Here is a 14,233-nt window from a genome sequence, read left to right as displayed (position 1 = left end):
CGTCCGTGCCCCTAGCGTCCGGCGTCCGCGCCGCCCGGCGTCCGGCGTCCGCGCCGCCCGGCGTCCGGCGTCCGCGCCGCCCGGCGTCCGGCGTCCGCGCCGCCCGGCGCCCCGGTGTCCGCGCCGCCCGGCGCCCCGGTGTCCGCGCCGCCCGGCGATGCTCGGTGCTAGCTCCAGAGTTCGTGGCCGGCGGCGATGGCTTTGGCCAGGACGGATTTGATTGGCTTCTTCAGTACGGAGGCCGCCGCGGCGACATCGTCGTACTCGGGTTGCACGTTGACCACCTGGCCGCCGTACCGGGCGATCTTGACGTGGATGCGCTGGCCGTCGACCTCGACGCTGGCGAACTCGCGGTCGGCCGCGTGCTTGCGGACCGACGACTCGCGCAGGCCGATCGCGGACGTCTCGGACAGGATCACCGAGCGGACCTCCTCGGCGTTCGCGCCGCCGACCAGGACCGACAGGGTGTGCGCCGGGCGACCCTTCTTCATCAGGATCGGGGTCAGCCAGGCGTCCGCCGCGCCGGCCTCCATCAGCCGGGCGAGCACCTGCGGCCAGATCCGCGGGTCGAGGTCGTCGACGTTGGTCTCGTAGACGAGTTCGGTGGCCGGCCGCTCGAGCGCGTCGCCGACGATCACCCGGACGATGTTCGGTACTTCGACCGGATCGCGCCCGCCCGCGCCGATGCCGGTCTGCTGGATCCGCATCGGCGGCAACAGCCCGAACTCATCCGCCAGCGAGGCGAGCAGCGCCGCCCCGGTCGGCGTAGTCATCTCGTACGGCGCTGTGCCGCCGACAACCGGCGCATCCGCCTCACTCAACAACGCCAGCACCGCAGGCCCCGGCACCGGAATCCCCCCATGCTGCCCACGAACCTGCCGCCCACCCCCCAACGCGATGGTCGAAACAACTACCCGATCCAACTCGAGCGCAACGGACGCCGCCGCCACCCCGACGATGTCCGCAATAGCATCCAACGCCCCAACTTCATGGAAGTGCACCTCATCCGGCTCCACCCCATGAGCAGCCCCCTCAGCCCGAGCCAACCGAGCAAACACATCCAACGCCCGATCCCGCACAGCGTCGGCCAACCCGGCAGCCTCGATCAACCGCCGAACCTCACCCCAAGTCCGCGTATGCCCCCCGCCCCCGGCATGCCCGTGCCCATGCCCGGCCTCGCCATGCTCATGCCCGGCCGCATCGCCAGCGTGCCCATGCCCCTGGCCGGCACCGCCGTGCCCGGCCTCGGCGTGCCCGTGCCCGTGGCCGTGCCCGGCCTCGGCGTCCGCCGGATCCGAAGCGCCGGCGTTAGCCGGCGCCAGGCCGTCGGGGAAGTTCTCGGGGTGGAGTTCTCCTGAGACGCGGACGGAGGCTTTGGTGGCGGCTATTTGGTGGCGGGTGGTTTGTTCTACCGTCACGGACAACGAGGCGTCGACCGCGGCTACTGCTGCGTTGACTACCTCCAGGTCGGCGCCGGCGGACAAGAAGGCGCCTAGGAGCATGTCGCCGGAGGCGCCGGCTGCGCAGTCGATCCAGGCGATTCTCACTGCGACTTCACCTCAGCGGGCGCAGCGCGACGCGCGACCCGGGCGGCGAAGACTCCAGCGCCGAAGCCGTTGTCGATGTTCACCACGGTCACCCCAGGCGCACACGAGTTCAACATCCCCAGCAACGCGGCGACCCCACCGAACGAAGCGCCATACCCAACAGATGTCGGTACTGCGACCAGCGGCACCCCCACCAGCCCGCCGACGACACTCGGCAGCGCGCCTTCCATCCCGGCGACCACGATGAGGCAGTCGGCCGCATCCAGCCGCTCACGAGCGCTCATGATCCGGTGCAGCCCGGCCACGCCGACATCCGTGATCAGGTCCACGTTGGCCCCGAACACCCCAACAGTCGTGGCTGCCTCGGCCGCCACCGGCGCATCCGAAGTACCGGCTGCTACGACCGCCACCGTCCCCCGCAGTACGGGCGCAGAGCCCAGTACCGCAGTACGGCCCACCGGGTCGACTACTGCCTCCGGAAGGGCGGAGGTGACGGCATCCTGGGCCTCGGCGGTCAGACGGGTCGCCAGGACGGCGTGGCCCGGGTGGGTCTCGTGCAGGGTCCGCAGGAGCTCTACAACCTGCTCAGGCGTCTTCCCGGCGCCGTAGACCACCTCGGCGTCACCCGTGCGATCCAGACGGTCCGTGTCGAGGCGTGCGTACCCGAGGTCGTGCACTCCGGGCAGCGGGCCGCCGCCGGCGCTGGTGCTGTGGCTGCTGGGGTCAGGCGAATGTGTCACCCCGCGAATCTACGTGCCCGACCACGATTAGCCCGATTCGGACCCCGCGGAGCCACTCAGCGCAGCCACTTGACCACGCAGCCATTAGGCTGCGGTGCGTGTCTTCGACGTTAGCCGCTGCCTTCGGGATCGCCGCTCTGTTCGTGGCGGTGCTCGCCCTCGTGTTCGCCATCCAGGCGCTGAGGGCGCAGTCCGGCACGCCCAAGACCGCCGCGAAGCTGCCCGCCACCCCGCAACCGCAGCCTCAAACCCAGTCCCAGCCAGAACCCCAGCCCGAGGCCAAGCCGGGCACGGTCAAGTCCGAGCTCCGCCGGCTGAGCAAGGAGCTGGAGGACGCCCGCAGCGAGCTCCGCGAGACGCTCCAGCACCTCGCGGTCGTCCGGTACGACGCGTACGGCGACATGGGCGGCCGGCTCTCCTGGTCGATGGCGCTGCTCGACGACAAGGGCGACGGCGTCGTCGTCACCTCGATCAACAGCCGCAACGACGCCCGCTCGTACGCCAAAGAGGTCAAATCCTTCGAAAGCGACGCCAAACTCTCGCCCGAAGAAGAAGAAGCCCTGGAAACCCTCCGCAAAGAGGCCGCCCAACCCCGCGACCTCCCAGCCCCCCAATGAGCCACCATCTGAGGGGTTGACCCCTCAGTTGGTGGGTTGCCCAGCGAGAATCCGAGGGGGCAACCCACCAACTCAGGGGTCAACCCCTGAGATGTGCCGTGGGCGGGGCGGGGCGGGGCGGGGCGGGGCGAGGGTTAGCGGCGTTTCGGAACCCGGACGACGAGGGAGCCGGGTTCTACTTCGGCGGTGAGGGTTCGGCCGGGGCCGATGCCGTCGCCGTCCAGTTGGCGTTGGACGTCGACCGCGGCGGTGATTTCCACCTTGCGGCCGGTGAAGCGCTCCAGGTACATCTCCGTGCGCTTGGTCCGCGTCATCACCCGCCAGAAGACCAGCGGCCACTGCGTCACCCGCCGCGGCGCGATCACCACCACGTCGATCAGCCCGTCGTCCGGCCGCGCGTCCGGCAGCAGCGGGATGTTCGCCTGCAGCATCCCCACGTTGCCGACCACGACCGTCCGCACCCGACGCTCCACCGCCTCCTCGTCGTCGAGCACGATCCGGACCTTCACCGACGGATGGTTGATGTTCTTCGCCGCCGAGACCAGGTACGCCGTCCAGCCGATCTGCGCCTTGAGGATCGGCGGCGCCCCCGTGATGATCGCGGCATCCAGTCCAAGCCCCGCCATCACCGCGAAGTGATCCGTATCCAGCCCATCACCAGACACCTTCACCAGATCGATCCGCCGATCCCGCCCGTCCAGAATCCGCTCCAACGCATCATCCAGATCAAGCGGGATATGCAGATTCCGGGCCAGCAGGTTCCCCGTGCCGGCCGGAATCACCCCCACCGGGATCCCGGTACCTGACAACGCCGCGCAAACGACCCGGACCGTACCGTCGCCGCCCGCGACCAGGATGAGATCCGACTCGTTCTCGATCGCCCGCTTGGCCATCGCGTTGCCCGGGTCGTCCTCCCGCGTCTCCAGCCACAGCGGGTCGTCGAACCCCCGGACCGCGAGCGCCCGGGTCACCTTGCGCCGGAACGCCACCCCGTCGCCGACCTTGATCGGGTTGACGATGACGGCGGCCCGCGGCGGTACCGACGAACCGTTCTCGTCCGAAGGAAGCCGGCGCCGGCGTCGCCGCAGCCCCGGCCTCAGCCCGAACCCGATCGACGTCGCCGTCAGGATCGCCAGCCCGAGCGCCCAGCCGCCGAGCACGTCCGAGACCCAGTGCAGGTTCAGCGCGACCCGGTCCACGGACGCGATCCAGACCACCGCGATCGTCGGCAGCGTCACCAGCAGCCGGAAGCGCCGGCGCCAGCCGCGGACCGACGGCAGCACCACCCCGAGCGCACCGGCCATCACGAAGGCGGCGGTGGCGTGCCCGGAGACGTACGACCAGCCGCCGGACTCGACCAGCATCTGAGCCGGCCGCGGCCGCTCGAAGATGTGCTCGGTCGCTTGAACCAGGCCCAGTTCGGCGCCGGCGGACACGATCAGCCACACGGTCAGCAGCCGGGCGCGGCGGTGCCACAGGTAGACGGCGACGACCAGGATCACGGCTCGCGAGGTCCACGGCAGGATCACCGCCCCGATCACCTGCCAGACGTCCACCATGTTCTCGTGCGCCGCCCCGTAGGTCGCTACCCGGGACGCGACGGACTCGTCCCAGCGCCGCAGCGGCGGCCAGTCCTGGAAGACCAGCAGGGTCACCACGATGAACGGCAACGCACCCAGGACAACCGTCAGCGCCCGGCCGACGTGAGTTGGTGGGTGGTGATGCTTCATACCGGCTGTTTTCCCCCTAGGTGACCTGCTGGTCTCAGCTCATCATCCCGAATACACTTCGCCGCCGCTGACACGCCCCGATACCCTGCACCTGTGATCGATGCCAAATTGCTCCGTGAGAACCCCGATGTCGTCCGCGCGTCCCTGACCAAGCGTGGCGAGAGTACCGACCTGGTCGACCAGGTCCTGGCGGCCGACGGTGATCGTCGATCGTCCATCGCGGCGTTCGAGTCGTTGCGCTCGGAGCAGAAGGGCCTCGGCAAGGAGGTCGCCCAGGCCAAGGGCGACGAGCGGACCGCCCTGCTCGAGCGCACCAAGGCGCTCGCCGCCGAGGTGAAGGCCAACGAGGCCGCCGCCGCCGAGGCGGAGGCGCGCTTCGACGAACTGGCCGGCAAGCTCCCGAACCTGGTCTCCGACGAGGCCCCGGTCGGCGGCGAGAAGGACTTCACCGTCGTCGAGGAGATCGGCAAGCCGCGCGACTTCGCCGCCGAGGGCTTCGAGCCGAAGGACCACCTCGAGCTGGGCGAGTTGCTCGGCGCGATCGACATGGAGCGCGGCGCGAAGGTGTCCGGCGCCCGGTTCTACTTCCTCAAGGGGGTCGGCGCGCTGCTCCAGCTCGGCATGCTCCAGCTGGCCATCGCCCAGGCGGTGGAGAACGGCTTCACCCCGATGATCACGCCGAGCCTGGTCAAGCCCGAGATCATGGGCGGCACCGGCTACCTGAACGCCCACGACGACGTCTACCGCCTGGAGGAGCCCGAGCTCTACCTGGTCGGTACGTCGGAGGTCCCGCTGGCCGGGTACCACATGGACGAGATCCTCGACGTCTCCGCCGGCCCGATCCGGTACGCCGGCTGGTCGTCGTGCTACCGCCGGGAGGCGGGTTCTTACGGGAAGGACACCCGCGGGATCATCCGTGTCCACCAGTTCGACAAGGTCGAGATGTTCTCCTACTGCAGCCTGGAAGACGCTGCCGCCGAGCACCAGCGGCTGCTCGGCTGGGAGAAGGAGATGCTCGACAAGATGGAACTGGCCTACCGGGTGATCGACACCGCGACGGGTGATCTGGGCGCATCGGCGTACCGGAAGTTCGACTGCGAGGCCTGGGTGCCGACCCAGGGCGCGTACCGGGAGCTCACCTCCACCTCGAACTGCACCGACTTCCAGGCCCGCCGGCTGAACATCCGGCACCGCGACGCGGACGGCCGGCCGCGTCCGGTCGCGACGCTGAACGGCACGCTGGCCACCACCCGCTGGCTGGTCGCGATCCTCGAGACGCACCAGCTCGCGGACGGCTCGGTCCGGGTTCCGGCAGCCCTCCGCCCGTACGTCGGTGGCCGCGAGGTCCTCGAACCGGTGGGCAAATGACGGACGGCTGGCGGCCGAAGGCCGTTGCCCTCGACATCGACGGCACCCTGATCGACCACGACGAGCGGCTCTCGCCCGCCGTGGTCGACGCGGTCCGCCGGGCCGCTGCCGAGGTGCCGATCATCCTGGCCACCGGACGTTCTTGGCAGACCACCCGGCCGGTGGCCGAGCTGCTCGGCCTGCCGCCAGGATTCGTTGTCTGTAGCAACGGTGCGCGGACCCTGCGGCAGCCGTCCGGCGAGGTGGTGGACGAGCGGACCTTCGATCCGACCACGGTGATCGCCTCGGTCCGCAAGTACGCGCCGAACGCCCGGATGGCGGTCGAGGAGAACGACACCGGCTACCGGGTGACCGCGCCGTTCCCGCCCGGTGACCTGGGCTCGGACGACGTCGCGATCAGGGTCGTCTCCGATGCCGAGCTAGCGCCGGAGCACGTGACCCGGTTGATCATCAGGGATCCGGAGCAGTCCGAGGGCGACTTCATCAAGCTGGCCGAGCGGCTCGGCCTGCACGGGGTCAGCTACGCCGTCGGCTGGACCGCGTGGCTCGACATCGCGCCGGAGGGCGTCGACAAGAGCACCGGACTGAAGGTCGCGCTGGCGCAGTACGGGCTGGAAGCCGACGATCTGCTCGCGCTGGGCGACGGCCGCAACGACATCGAGATGCTCGTCTTCGCCGGTCTCGGGATTGCGATGGGTTCCGCGCCCGACGAGGTGAAAGTGAAAGCCGACGAAGTCACCAAGTCGGTCAGTGACGATGGCGTCGCCGCGGTGCTCAATCGATATTTCTGAGGCTCACTTGAGGAACTGTTCGACCTGAATGAAATAGCCGTCGGAGATAGTTTCACAGGGCAACCAAAAAGGCCGTGGCCCCTGCTGTTGCAGGGGCCACGGCCTTTTGAAATGACTGATAGTCCGCTGGCGGGCCGAGTATCAGATCACGCAACGCGGGTGGTGCCAGGACGCGGTGACTGGCAAGGCCGGTCCACCACGGCGTCGAACGCGTCCAGGACGGCGCTCAGCTCCGGGCGGGCGCGCGGAGCCTTGGTCGCCGGGCTCTGTCCCCGGCGGGCCCTGCGCAGGTGGCGCTTGACGGTCGACAGCGAGCATCCCAGCCGCATGGCCAGCGATTCCAGGCTGTCGTTGGGGTACTGCGTCCGTAGCCGCAGGACCTCTTCGTGGCTGACCGGCCGGCGCGTGCCCCGCGCTCCGGCCAGCTGGTCGAAATCGTCTGCCTGGACCTCGACGTCCAGCAGGTTTCGCATCGAGCGGCGCTGCGCAGCCGTGGTGCCCGCGACGAAGCCGCTGACATCGTGCTGGGCGACGGCACTGAACAGGCAGTCGGTGAACAACGGGCAGGACGCGCAGACGGCCTTGGCCTCACGGACCAACTGGTCATAGCGTTCCCGTGTCCGCCGGGTCGCCGATGCGGGCGGCGGCTCTTCCATCAGGCGGTGCTGGAAGATGTCCGTGCGTGCGGTGCAGCCGGTCATCGTCCCTTCCAGAATGGAAGATGTGTCGACAGCCGCACGAGAGCCGCTGCTCCCTTGCCCCGCTATCTTGGCGCTGTTGACGATCATCGTGGCTCCCCAAGTTCCAGGACCCGGGTGAACGAACGATGAATGACGTTCGAACATCCGAGCCCACTAGCTGATGGACCGATCTGTTGCCGACCCACCCCTGTCGTCCCGGCGCGGGACGCACCGATCCATAACTGTTGACGCTGTGGCTGCGGATTTGGTTGCACCCAATTCCACATCGATATGTCGACGGTCTTTACCAGGGTGGGGCTGCACCGGACGGTGATCCGGAACAGGACTGGGACGCGGTTGAATCGCCCCCGGTTCCCCGCTCGCCACCGCATGAAATCACGCGGAAACCCTGCTGTGCATGGGAACTGGCTGCCTTTGCAGCTTCCTGCCGTAACGGTCTGATGACGTTGTTCAACGGTCAATCAGATTGCACGTTTAGCGCTGTCCAAACGGTTGCGCCCGGCCTGCTCGAAGAGGTATAGGCGACTCGGTCGCAGGAAGATACGGTGGTCCGGTGCCGATCCCCGCAGCAGTCCGCCCACCCCGTCTGGTCGCGACCGATCTTGACGGAACCTTAGTACACAGTGATCGTTCGATCTCTGCACGCACCAAGGCGGCGGTGCTCGCGGTGCAGGAAGCGGGCGCCCAGTTCGTGATGGTCACCGCGCGGCCGCCGCGCTGGCTGCACGACCTGTCCGACCTGGTCGGCGCGCACGGCGTCGCGATCGTTGCCAACGGCGCCATTCTGTACGACGTCGTTGGCCGTAAGGCGATCCGGACCGCGCTGATCGATCCGGCGGTCGCTCTGGAGGTCGCGCTGGCGATCCGGGCCGAGCTGCCGGACGTCGAGTTCGCGATCGAGCGGACCGATCGTTACGGACAGGAACCGCACTATCTCAATCGGTGGCCGAAACCCGACGACACGTTGGTCGCACAGCTCGACGAACTGCTGTCCGAACCGGCCGCGAAGCTGCTGGTTCGCCATCCCAGCAGGCATTCCGACGATCTGCTGGCCATCATCGATCCGCTGGTCGGAACGCGCGTGACGGCCAGCCACAGCGGTGGCACCAGCCTGGTGGAGATCTCGGCGAGCGGGGTCTCGAAGGCGGCGATGCTGGCCGAATTCGCTGCCGGGCTGGGAATCACGGCCGAGGAGTCGATCGCGTTCGGCGACTCGCTGAACGACCTGCCGATGCTCGCCTGGGCCGGCACGTCGTACGGGATGGCCAATGCGCACCCCGACGTACTGGCGATGGTCGACGTCGTCTGCCGCACAAACGACGAGGACGGTGTCGCCACCGTCCTCGAAGAACTCTTCAACCTCTAGTTGGCTAGAGGTACATCCCGCCGCTGCCCGGGCCGTCCGTGGTGCCGGGCTGAGGCGGGCCAGGGAACGGCGAACCGTCTTCGGGGGAAGGCATCTGCTGGCCGCCGGGGAGGGCGCGGCGCATCTGCTCCAACTGCTGGCGGGCCGCCATCTGCTGGGCGAACAGCGCGGTCTGGATTCCGTGGAACAAACCCTCCAGCCATCCCACCAGCTGGGCCTGCGCGATCCGCAGTTCCGCCTCGGTGGGGGTGCTGTCCTCGGTGAAGTCGAGGCTCAGCCGCTCGAGCTCCTCGACCAGCTCCGGCGCCAGGCCACTCTCCAGCTCCTTGATCGACGCCTCGTGGATCGCCCGCAGCTGGTTGCGTGACGCTTCGTCGAGCGGGGCCGCCTTCACCTCGTCGAGCAGCTGCCGGATCATGTTCGCGACCCGCATCACCTTGGCCGGCTGCTCGACCAGCTCGGTCACCGACCGCGGTTCGTCGTTGTGCTCCTCACTGCGGTCACGCGGCGGCCCTTCGACGGCCATGCCGTCCGGACCGACGATCAGGATCTTGCCGTCCTCGGTCTGGGCGCCGGTCATCTGAACTTCCCGCTCGCCCTGGTTCTCGCCGCTGCTCTCGCTCATGAACCCATCCTAGGTGGGCGGGTTCCAAGGCTTCAGGAGGCCTTCGAGCGATGCCTGCGCACCGCGTCACGGTTCGCACACGCAGGGCTGCAATAGCGCTGACGGCCGCCGCGCGACAGGTCGGCGTACACGTTGTCGCAGCCGTTCGCGGCGCACCGGCCGAGCCTGGACACGCCACGGCCGGCTAGGTGCAGGGCGGTACCGGTGCTGATCAGCGTCGCGACCAGTCGTCCGACCGGTACGCCGTCAGGCCGGTAATGCATGTGCCAACCGTCGCCCGCGTGATTGGTCAGCCGGGGATGCTCCGTGTACTTCGCCAGCATCGCGTTCATCAACTGCACCCGGCTGTCCTCGTCGGGGGCATCGACGACCGCGAGCCACTCGTCCAAGGCGACCCGCACTGCGGCCAGGTCGGCAGACGTCACTCGTCTCGCTCGCACGAGCCGGCTCTCGACGCCGCTCTCCTCGCAGCGTTCGGCCAGCTCGGCCGCGGTGTGTGCCGGATTGGTCACCAGATTCACGGCCAGCAGAACCGCGTCGGCGCCGTAAGGGTTGAGATGCACAATGCCATTACAGCACGATGGACCCATGACCACCACAGATGAAATCCACCGGCACCGTTGGCAGGTCGAGTCGTCGCATCCCGTCAGCGAGGGATTGCTCAGCTATCAACGCTGCTCATGCGGCCAGTGGCGGGTCACGAGTACGCCGCTGCACCCGGTCGCCCATCCCGAGCTGGCCAGGTTCGCCAGATAGGGGCTCAGGGCAACGAGGTGCGGCAGCGTACGGCGTACTAGTCGACCCGGCTGACCATCGGCAGCCGGGACCTGGTCAGCAACCAGGCCAGCAACCCCGCGAACAACGGCACCACGATCACGATGCCCCCGATCTCCCGCCAGGGGATGATGAAGTGCGGTGACCCGAAGGCCGCATGAGCCGTGTAGCCGTACAGAGCGCCGACACCCACGCCCAGCAGACATCCCAGCTCACCCAGCAGCCACGCCTGCGCGGCGGCCAGACTGCGCCGACGCCGTGGCGGTGCACCGATCGCGGCCAGTGTCGCGAGGTCTGCGCGCCCCTCCGCCGCAGACAACGAGACCGAGATGGCCACCCCGAGCAGCGTGACGATGGTCGCCGCGCCCATCAATCCGAGGAACCACAGCCGCGCCGGACTCTCATAGCCCTTCTCCACGTGCAGGTAGTCGTCGTGCCCGAGCAGCCTCGCCACGGCATCGAGCTCGGCGCCGGTGGGCTCGCGCTTGAGCTGGTACATCACCAGGTACGGATCGACGGTGCCGAGCTTCTTGGCGGCCTCCTTGCTGATCAACGCCGAGGTCGACAGCTGGCCGGCCTTCGGGGCGGACGAAATCGAGGTCGCCGGCATGGTGACGGCGGACTTGCTCTCCGGGTCGCCATCCGAACTCAACGGGACAGTTCCGTCCTTGATCCCCGCCGGCGAGGGAAGCACGATCTTGCCGGCGCGCAGGGCCGCTACCGCCCGCGGGCCGTAGCCCGGGAACCGTGCGATGTACTCCGGATCGACGGCCATCAAGGTGTAGCCGGACTGCGCCGCCGTCGGCGGGGTGACGACGGCGAGCGTCGGGGTGAAGGGACCGTTGCGTTGCTCGCCCGACTGGATGATCTGACCGATCTCATAGGACTTCTCGACCGGCAGCACGTCGGCCACTCGCTGCACGGTCACCGGCGAGTAGGTGACACCACCTGGCGAGAAGCGCACGATGGCATCACCGGGCAGGCTTTCCGGGATGTAGTCCTCGGCGTCGGCCGCGATCGAGTTGGAGATCGCGAAGGCGATCGCGGCGGTCGCCCCGACCGACATCATGATGGCGGCCGCGGCAGGCCCGGTGCGGTGCCGGTGGCGGGCCGCGTCGCGCAGTGCGAGCCGTCCACTCAATGGCAGGAATCGGGCGAACCCGGCCAGCTTGGCCACCAGGTTCGGCAGCATCCAGACCAGGCCGACGATCGTGGCGGTGATGCCCAGCAACACCAGCGAGATCGGCCCGGTCGGGGTGGTGGTCGCCCGGTAGTGCTCGCCCTGAGCAGCGATCTGGCGCTGCGCCTCGACAAGCGCCCTCGACATCCAGATGCTGCCGAGGATCGTGCTGACCACACCGAGGACGACCAGCCCGATCGCCGGCCTGCGCAGTCTGACCACGCCGCCGGCCGCGGCGAACCGCCCGCTGAGTGCGGCCAGTGGCGTCTGCCGCCCAGCGCTGATCGCAGGCACGATCGCCGCGGCGAGGCCGGCCAGCAATCCCAGAGCAGCGATCGGTACCAGGCTGAGCCACGGAATCTCGTTGCTGACGATCAGCGTCGACAGCATCTGCTCCCACAGCGGCCGTCCCGCGAAAGCTGCCAGGATCGCGAGCAGCAGTCCGCCACCGGCGCCGATCGCCCCCATGAAAAGGCCTTGCGCCAACACGATCCGGCGGATGTCGCGGGGTGTCCCGCCGGCCGCGGTGACCAGGCCGAGGTCGCGGGTCTGCCGACGGGCGATGACGGCGAACGCAGTACCGGCGAGCAGGACGATCTCCAGGATGCCGAAGCCGATCACCAGTGCCATCACCGCGACCGAGCCGGCGTCGGTCGAGCCGCCGTACGGATCGGGTGGCGGGTCGACGATGTTTGCCCTCGGCAACAAGGCTAGGCCGTTGCCCAGCAGCCGGTCGCTGAGGGCGTCCGCGTCGGTGCCGTCCGGGAGATCGGCGAGGTAGACGATCGGAGCGTTCGGATCCCGGGTCGCGAGCGGCGTGTCCGGAGTACCGAGGATCGTGCGCAGCTTGGGGTTGGTGAAGGTGCGGGCCAGTCCGACGACCTGGTACTGCTGGCCGCTCGCCGCAGTCAGCGTGGCACCGGCCTTCAGCTTGCCGCCGTCCAGGAGCCCGAGGTACTTCGCCAGTGAGGGAGAGACCGCGACCTCGGTGGACTTGCCGGGCGGTCGTCCGCTGTCGAGCCTGAAGGTGCCCGCGGTCAGCTTGCTCAGCCCGTCGCCGGTGATCAGGCCGACCGAGGTGTCGGCTCCCGGTCCACGGACGTCGACCTGCCCGATCTCCTGCAGGGCGCGGGCGGTCGTACTCCCCGCCGGCAGGAGTGGCAGCGGATCGACCTTGCTCGTGTCACGTGGCTGCTGATCGGTGCCCGCCAGCATCCCCGGGTCGCTTGTCATCAGGCTCGGTCGCTGGGGCCACGGATTCAGCTTCGCGTACGCCGTGACCGTGAGCTGGGCGTCCGCCGGGCCGATCGTGGTCCGGGCGAGCGTCTCGCCGGTCGGTGTCTGCGCCTTGTCCATCAACCCGATCCAGGACGCCGCGAACACCGGTACGCCGATCAGCGCGGCGACGAGCAGAGTCCTCCCCAGCGAACGCCGGGCGGTCCGCCGGGCGATCCGGAGTGGTGGTCCCCAGCCGGCCATCAGTGCGTTTCCAGCAGGACGTCGACCTCGGGGAGCGGACCCGCCTGGCCTACCAGGACACCATCACGCAGGTAGACGACGCGATCGGCCCAGGCGGCGTGCCTGGCGTCGTGGGTGACGAGGATGCCGGCGATGCCGTGCTGATCGCAGCGGTCACGGAGGAGCTGGAGGACGGCCTCGCCGGTCTCGGAGTCGAGGGCGCCGGTGGGTTCGTCGGCGAGCAGGATGCGCCGGTCACCGACGATGGCGCGGGCGATCGCGACGCGCTGCCGCTGTCCGCCGGACATGGCATCGGGAAATCGGTCGGCCAGCTCCGCGATGCCCACCTCCGCCAGCGCGGCATCGGCGTACTTGCGGGCAGTACGGGCGCGGGTGCCGTCCAGCTCGAGCGGCAGCATCACGTTCTCGGCGGCGGTCAGGGCCGGGATCAGGTTGAAGTCCTGGAAGACGTACCCGATCCGGCGTCGGCGCAGGGCGGCGACCGCCTTGTTGCTCAAGGTGGCCAGGTCGTTGCCGTCGACCAGGATCTCGCCGCTGGTCGGCCGGTCGAGTCCGCCGGCGCAGGTCAGCAGCGTGGACTTGCCCGAGCCGGACGGACCCATCACCGCGACGAGCTCACCGGAGGCCACCGCCAGGTCGACGCCGCGCAGCGCGTGCACGGCCTGCTCACCGGTGCCGTGCACCCGGGAGAGATTGCGAATGTCGAGGATCGTGCTCATGAGTGGGCCCCCGCCTCTTGGTCTTCCTCGGAATGAATCACCGGCGTGCTGGACCTTCGATGGCGCGACAGCATCGCCTCGCAGTGATCCAGCCAGCGGATCTCCGCCTCGGCGCCGAAGATCATCGACTCCAGCACCAGCAGCCAGGAGATCTCGCCGTCGCGGCTGCCCCGCTTGAGCCGGGTCAGCTCCTGCATCGACTGCATGGTCGCCGCGCGCTGCCGCTGCAGCACCGCCGTCACGTCGATCCCCGGTACGGCGAGCGCCAGCGCGAGCTTGATCGCCAACTCGTCCCGCGGCCGCGACTCCCGGGTCACCGGCGTCTCGAACCACTTCGCCAGCTCGTCCCGGCCGGCCTGGGTGATCTCGTACAGCGACCGGCCGTCGGCGTCCTTGCCGGTCTGGCTGGCCTGCACCAGGCCGTCGCGCTCGAGCCGGGTGAGGGTCGTGTAGACCTGCCCGATGTTCAGCGGCCAGGTCGAGTTGGTTGCCGCCTCGAACTCCCCGCGCAGCTGGTAGCCGTACTTCGGTTCCGTCCGGAGCAACGCCAGCAGACCGTGTTTGATCGACATAGATACTGAGTATGCATACTCAGT

At 69.0% G+C, this 14,233-nt stretch carries 14 protein-coding genes; 5 read left to right on the top strand and 9 right to left on the bottom strand.

Annotation, left to right across the window (positions count from 1 at the left end):
- Positions 1-167 precede the first annotated feature (167 nt).
- Together larC and larB are read right to left on the bottom strand one after the other, a co-directional pair.
- Entirely contained in the window at positions 168-1,547 is a 1,380-nt protein-coding gene (gene larC, locus AB0M15_RS11380) for a nickel pincer cofactor biosynthesis protein LarC (protein ID WP_363816435.1), read from the bottom strand.
- Positions 1,544-2,224 (bottom strand): nickel pincer cofactor biosynthesis protein LarB, encoded by a 681-nt coding sequence (gene larB / locus AB0M15_RS11375; RefSeq protein ID WP_363816601.1) that lies wholly within the window; start codon positions 2,222-2,224, stop codon positions 1,544-1,546. Before larB ends, larC begins: the two co-directional genes overlap by 4 nt.
- 161 nt (positions 2,225-2,385) lie before the next feature.
- On the opposite strand from larB, the gene AB0M15_RS11370 reads away from it, so the two are divergent.
- On the top strand, positions 2,386-2,904 hold the full coding sequence (locus tag AB0M15_RS11370) for a DUF4446 family protein (RefSeq protein ID WP_363816433.1): 519 nt from the start codon (positions 2,386-2,388) through the stop codon (positions 2,902-2,904).
- Between the two features lie 134 nt (positions 2,905-3,038).
- On the opposite strand, the gene AB0M15_RS11365 is transcribed toward AB0M15_RS11370, so the two are convergent.
- Positions 3,039-4,634, bottom strand: coding sequence for a diacylglycerol kinase family protein (locus AB0M15_RS11365; protein ID WP_363816431.1), 1,596 nt, complete (start codon positions 4,632-4,634; stop codon positions 3,039-3,041).
- A gap of 93 nt (positions 4,635-4,727) precedes the next feature.
- On the opposite strand from AB0M15_RS11365, the gene serS reads away from it, so the two are divergent.
- Together serS and AB0M15_RS11355 are read left to right on the top strand one after the other, a co-directional pair.
- A complete protein-coding gene (gene serS, locus AB0M15_RS11360; protein WP_363816429.1) occupies positions 4,728-6,002 on the top strand; it encodes a serine--tRNA ligase in 1,275 nt (424 codons plus the stop codon).
- Positions 5,999-6,793 carry an HAD family hydrolase gene (locus AB0M15_RS11355; protein ID WP_363816427.1) on the top strand — a complete coding sequence of 265 codons (795 nt, stop codon included), beginning with the start codon at positions 5,999-6,001 and terminating at the stop codon, positions 6,791-6,793. The genes serS and AB0M15_RS11355 overlap by 4 nt, the downstream gene beginning before the upstream one ends.
- Before the next feature lie 146 nt (positions 6,794-6,939).
- Here the strand turns inward: AB0M15_RS11355 and AB0M15_RS11350 are convergent, their stop codons facing one another.
- On the bottom strand, positions 6,940-7,581 hold the full coding sequence (locus AB0M15_RS11350; protein WP_363816425.1) for a WhiB family transcriptional regulator: 642 nt from the start codon (positions 7,579-7,581) through the stop codon (positions 6,940-6,942).
- Positions 7,582-8,047: 466 nt separating this feature from the next.
- Here AB0M15_RS11350 and AB0M15_RS11345 point away from each other — a divergent pair, with 466 nt between their 5' ends.
- Positions 8,048-8,860, top strand: coding sequence for an HAD family hydrolase (locus tag AB0M15_RS11345; protein ID WP_363816423.1), 813 nt, complete (start codon positions 8,048-8,050; stop codon positions 8,858-8,860).
- A gap of 4 nt (positions 8,861-8,864) precedes the next feature.
- On the opposite strand, the gene AB0M15_RS11340 is transcribed toward AB0M15_RS11345, so the two are convergent.
- The gene (locus AB0M15_RS11340) at positions 8,865-9,485 is read right to left on the bottom strand and encodes a bacterial proteasome activator family protein (RefSeq protein WP_363816421.1); all 621 of its coding nucleotides are present in this window, start codon (positions 9,483-9,485) and stop codon (positions 8,865-8,867) included.
- Between the two features lie 32 nt (positions 9,486-9,517).
- Positions 9,518-10,048, bottom strand: coding sequence for a CGNR zinc finger domain-containing protein (locus AB0M15_RS11335; RefSeq protein ID WP_363816419.1), 531 nt, complete (start codon positions 10,046-10,048; stop codon positions 9,518-9,520).
- Between the two features lie 25 nt (positions 10,049-10,073).
- Between AB0M15_RS11335 and AB0M15_RS11330 the strand changes: the two genes are divergently transcribed.
- On the top strand, positions 10,074-10,241 hold the full coding sequence (locus tag AB0M15_RS11330) for a hypothetical protein (protein WP_363816417.1): 168 nt from the start codon (positions 10,074-10,076) through the stop codon (positions 10,239-10,241).
- Positions 10,242-10,278: 37 nt separating this feature from the next.
- On the opposite strand, the gene AB0M15_RS11325 is transcribed toward AB0M15_RS11330, so the two are convergent.
- The 3 genes from AB0M15_RS11325 to AB0M15_RS11315 are packed head-to-tail and all read right to left on the bottom strand — an operon-like array spanning position 10,279 to position 14,209.
- Positions 10,279-12,918: an FtsX-like permease family protein gene (locus tag AB0M15_RS11325; RefSeq protein ID WP_363816415.1), complete on the bottom strand. Its 2,640-nt coding sequence runs from the start codon at positions 12,916-12,918 to the stop codon at positions 10,279-10,281.
- Complete coding sequence (locus AB0M15_RS11320; RefSeq protein WP_363816413.1) at positions 12,918-13,637, bottom strand: ABC transporter ATP-binding protein; 720 nt, start codon at positions 13,635-13,637, stop codon at positions 12,918-12,920. The genes AB0M15_RS11325 and AB0M15_RS11320 overlap by 1 nt, the downstream gene beginning before the upstream one ends.
- Positions 13,634-14,209 carry a PadR family transcriptional regulator gene (locus tag AB0M15_RS11315; RefSeq protein ID WP_363816411.1) on the bottom strand — a complete coding sequence of 192 codons (576 nt, stop codon included), beginning with the start codon at positions 14,207-14,209 and terminating at the stop codon, positions 13,634-13,636. Before AB0M15_RS11315 ends, AB0M15_RS11320 begins: the two co-directional genes overlap by 4 nt.
- Positions 14,210-14,233 lie beyond the last annotated feature (24 nt).

It is taken from the genome of Kribbella sp. NPDC051718, assembly GCF_040681515.1.
GTDB lineage: Bacteria > Actinomycetota > Actinomycetes > Propionibacteriales > Kribbellaceae > Kribbella.
This window is presented reverse-complemented; position numbering and strand designations above follow the sequence as displayed.

Excerpts from the sequence above, each read along its gene's own strand:
- AB0M15_RS11350 (WP_363816425.1), bottom strand. The coding sequence starts at position 7,581 with ATGATCGTCAACAGCGCCAAGATAGCGGGGCAAGGGAGCAGCGGCTCT.
- AB0M15_RS11325 (WP_363816415.1), bottom strand. The coding sequence starts at position 12,918 with ATGGCCGGCTGGGGACCACCACTCCGGATCGCCCGGCGGACCGCCCGG.
- AB0M15_RS11315 (WP_363816411.1), bottom strand. The coding sequence starts at position 14,209 with ATGTCGATCAAACACGGTCTGCTGGCGTTGCTCCGGACGGAACCGAAG.
- AB0M15_RS11330 (WP_363816417.1), top strand. The coding sequence starts at position 10,074 with ATGACCACCACAGATGAAATCCACCGGCACCGTTGGCAGGTCGAGTCG.
- AB0M15_RS11365 (WP_363816431.1), bottom strand. The coding sequence starts at position 4,634 with ATGAAGCATCACCACCCACCAACTCACGTCGGCCGGGCGCTGACGGTT.
- AB0M15_RS11320 (WP_363816413.1), bottom strand. The coding sequence starts at position 13,637 with ATGAGCACGATCCTCGACATTCGCAATCTCTCCCGGGTGCACGGCACC.
- AB0M15_RS11340 (WP_363816421.1), bottom strand. The coding sequence starts at position 9,485 with ATGAGCGAGAGCAGCGGCGAGAACCAGGGCGAGCGGGAAGTTCAGATG.
- AB0M15_RS11355 (WP_363816427.1), top strand. The coding sequence starts at position 5,999 with ATGACGGACGGCTGGCGGCCGAAGGCCGTTGCCCTCGACATCGACGGC.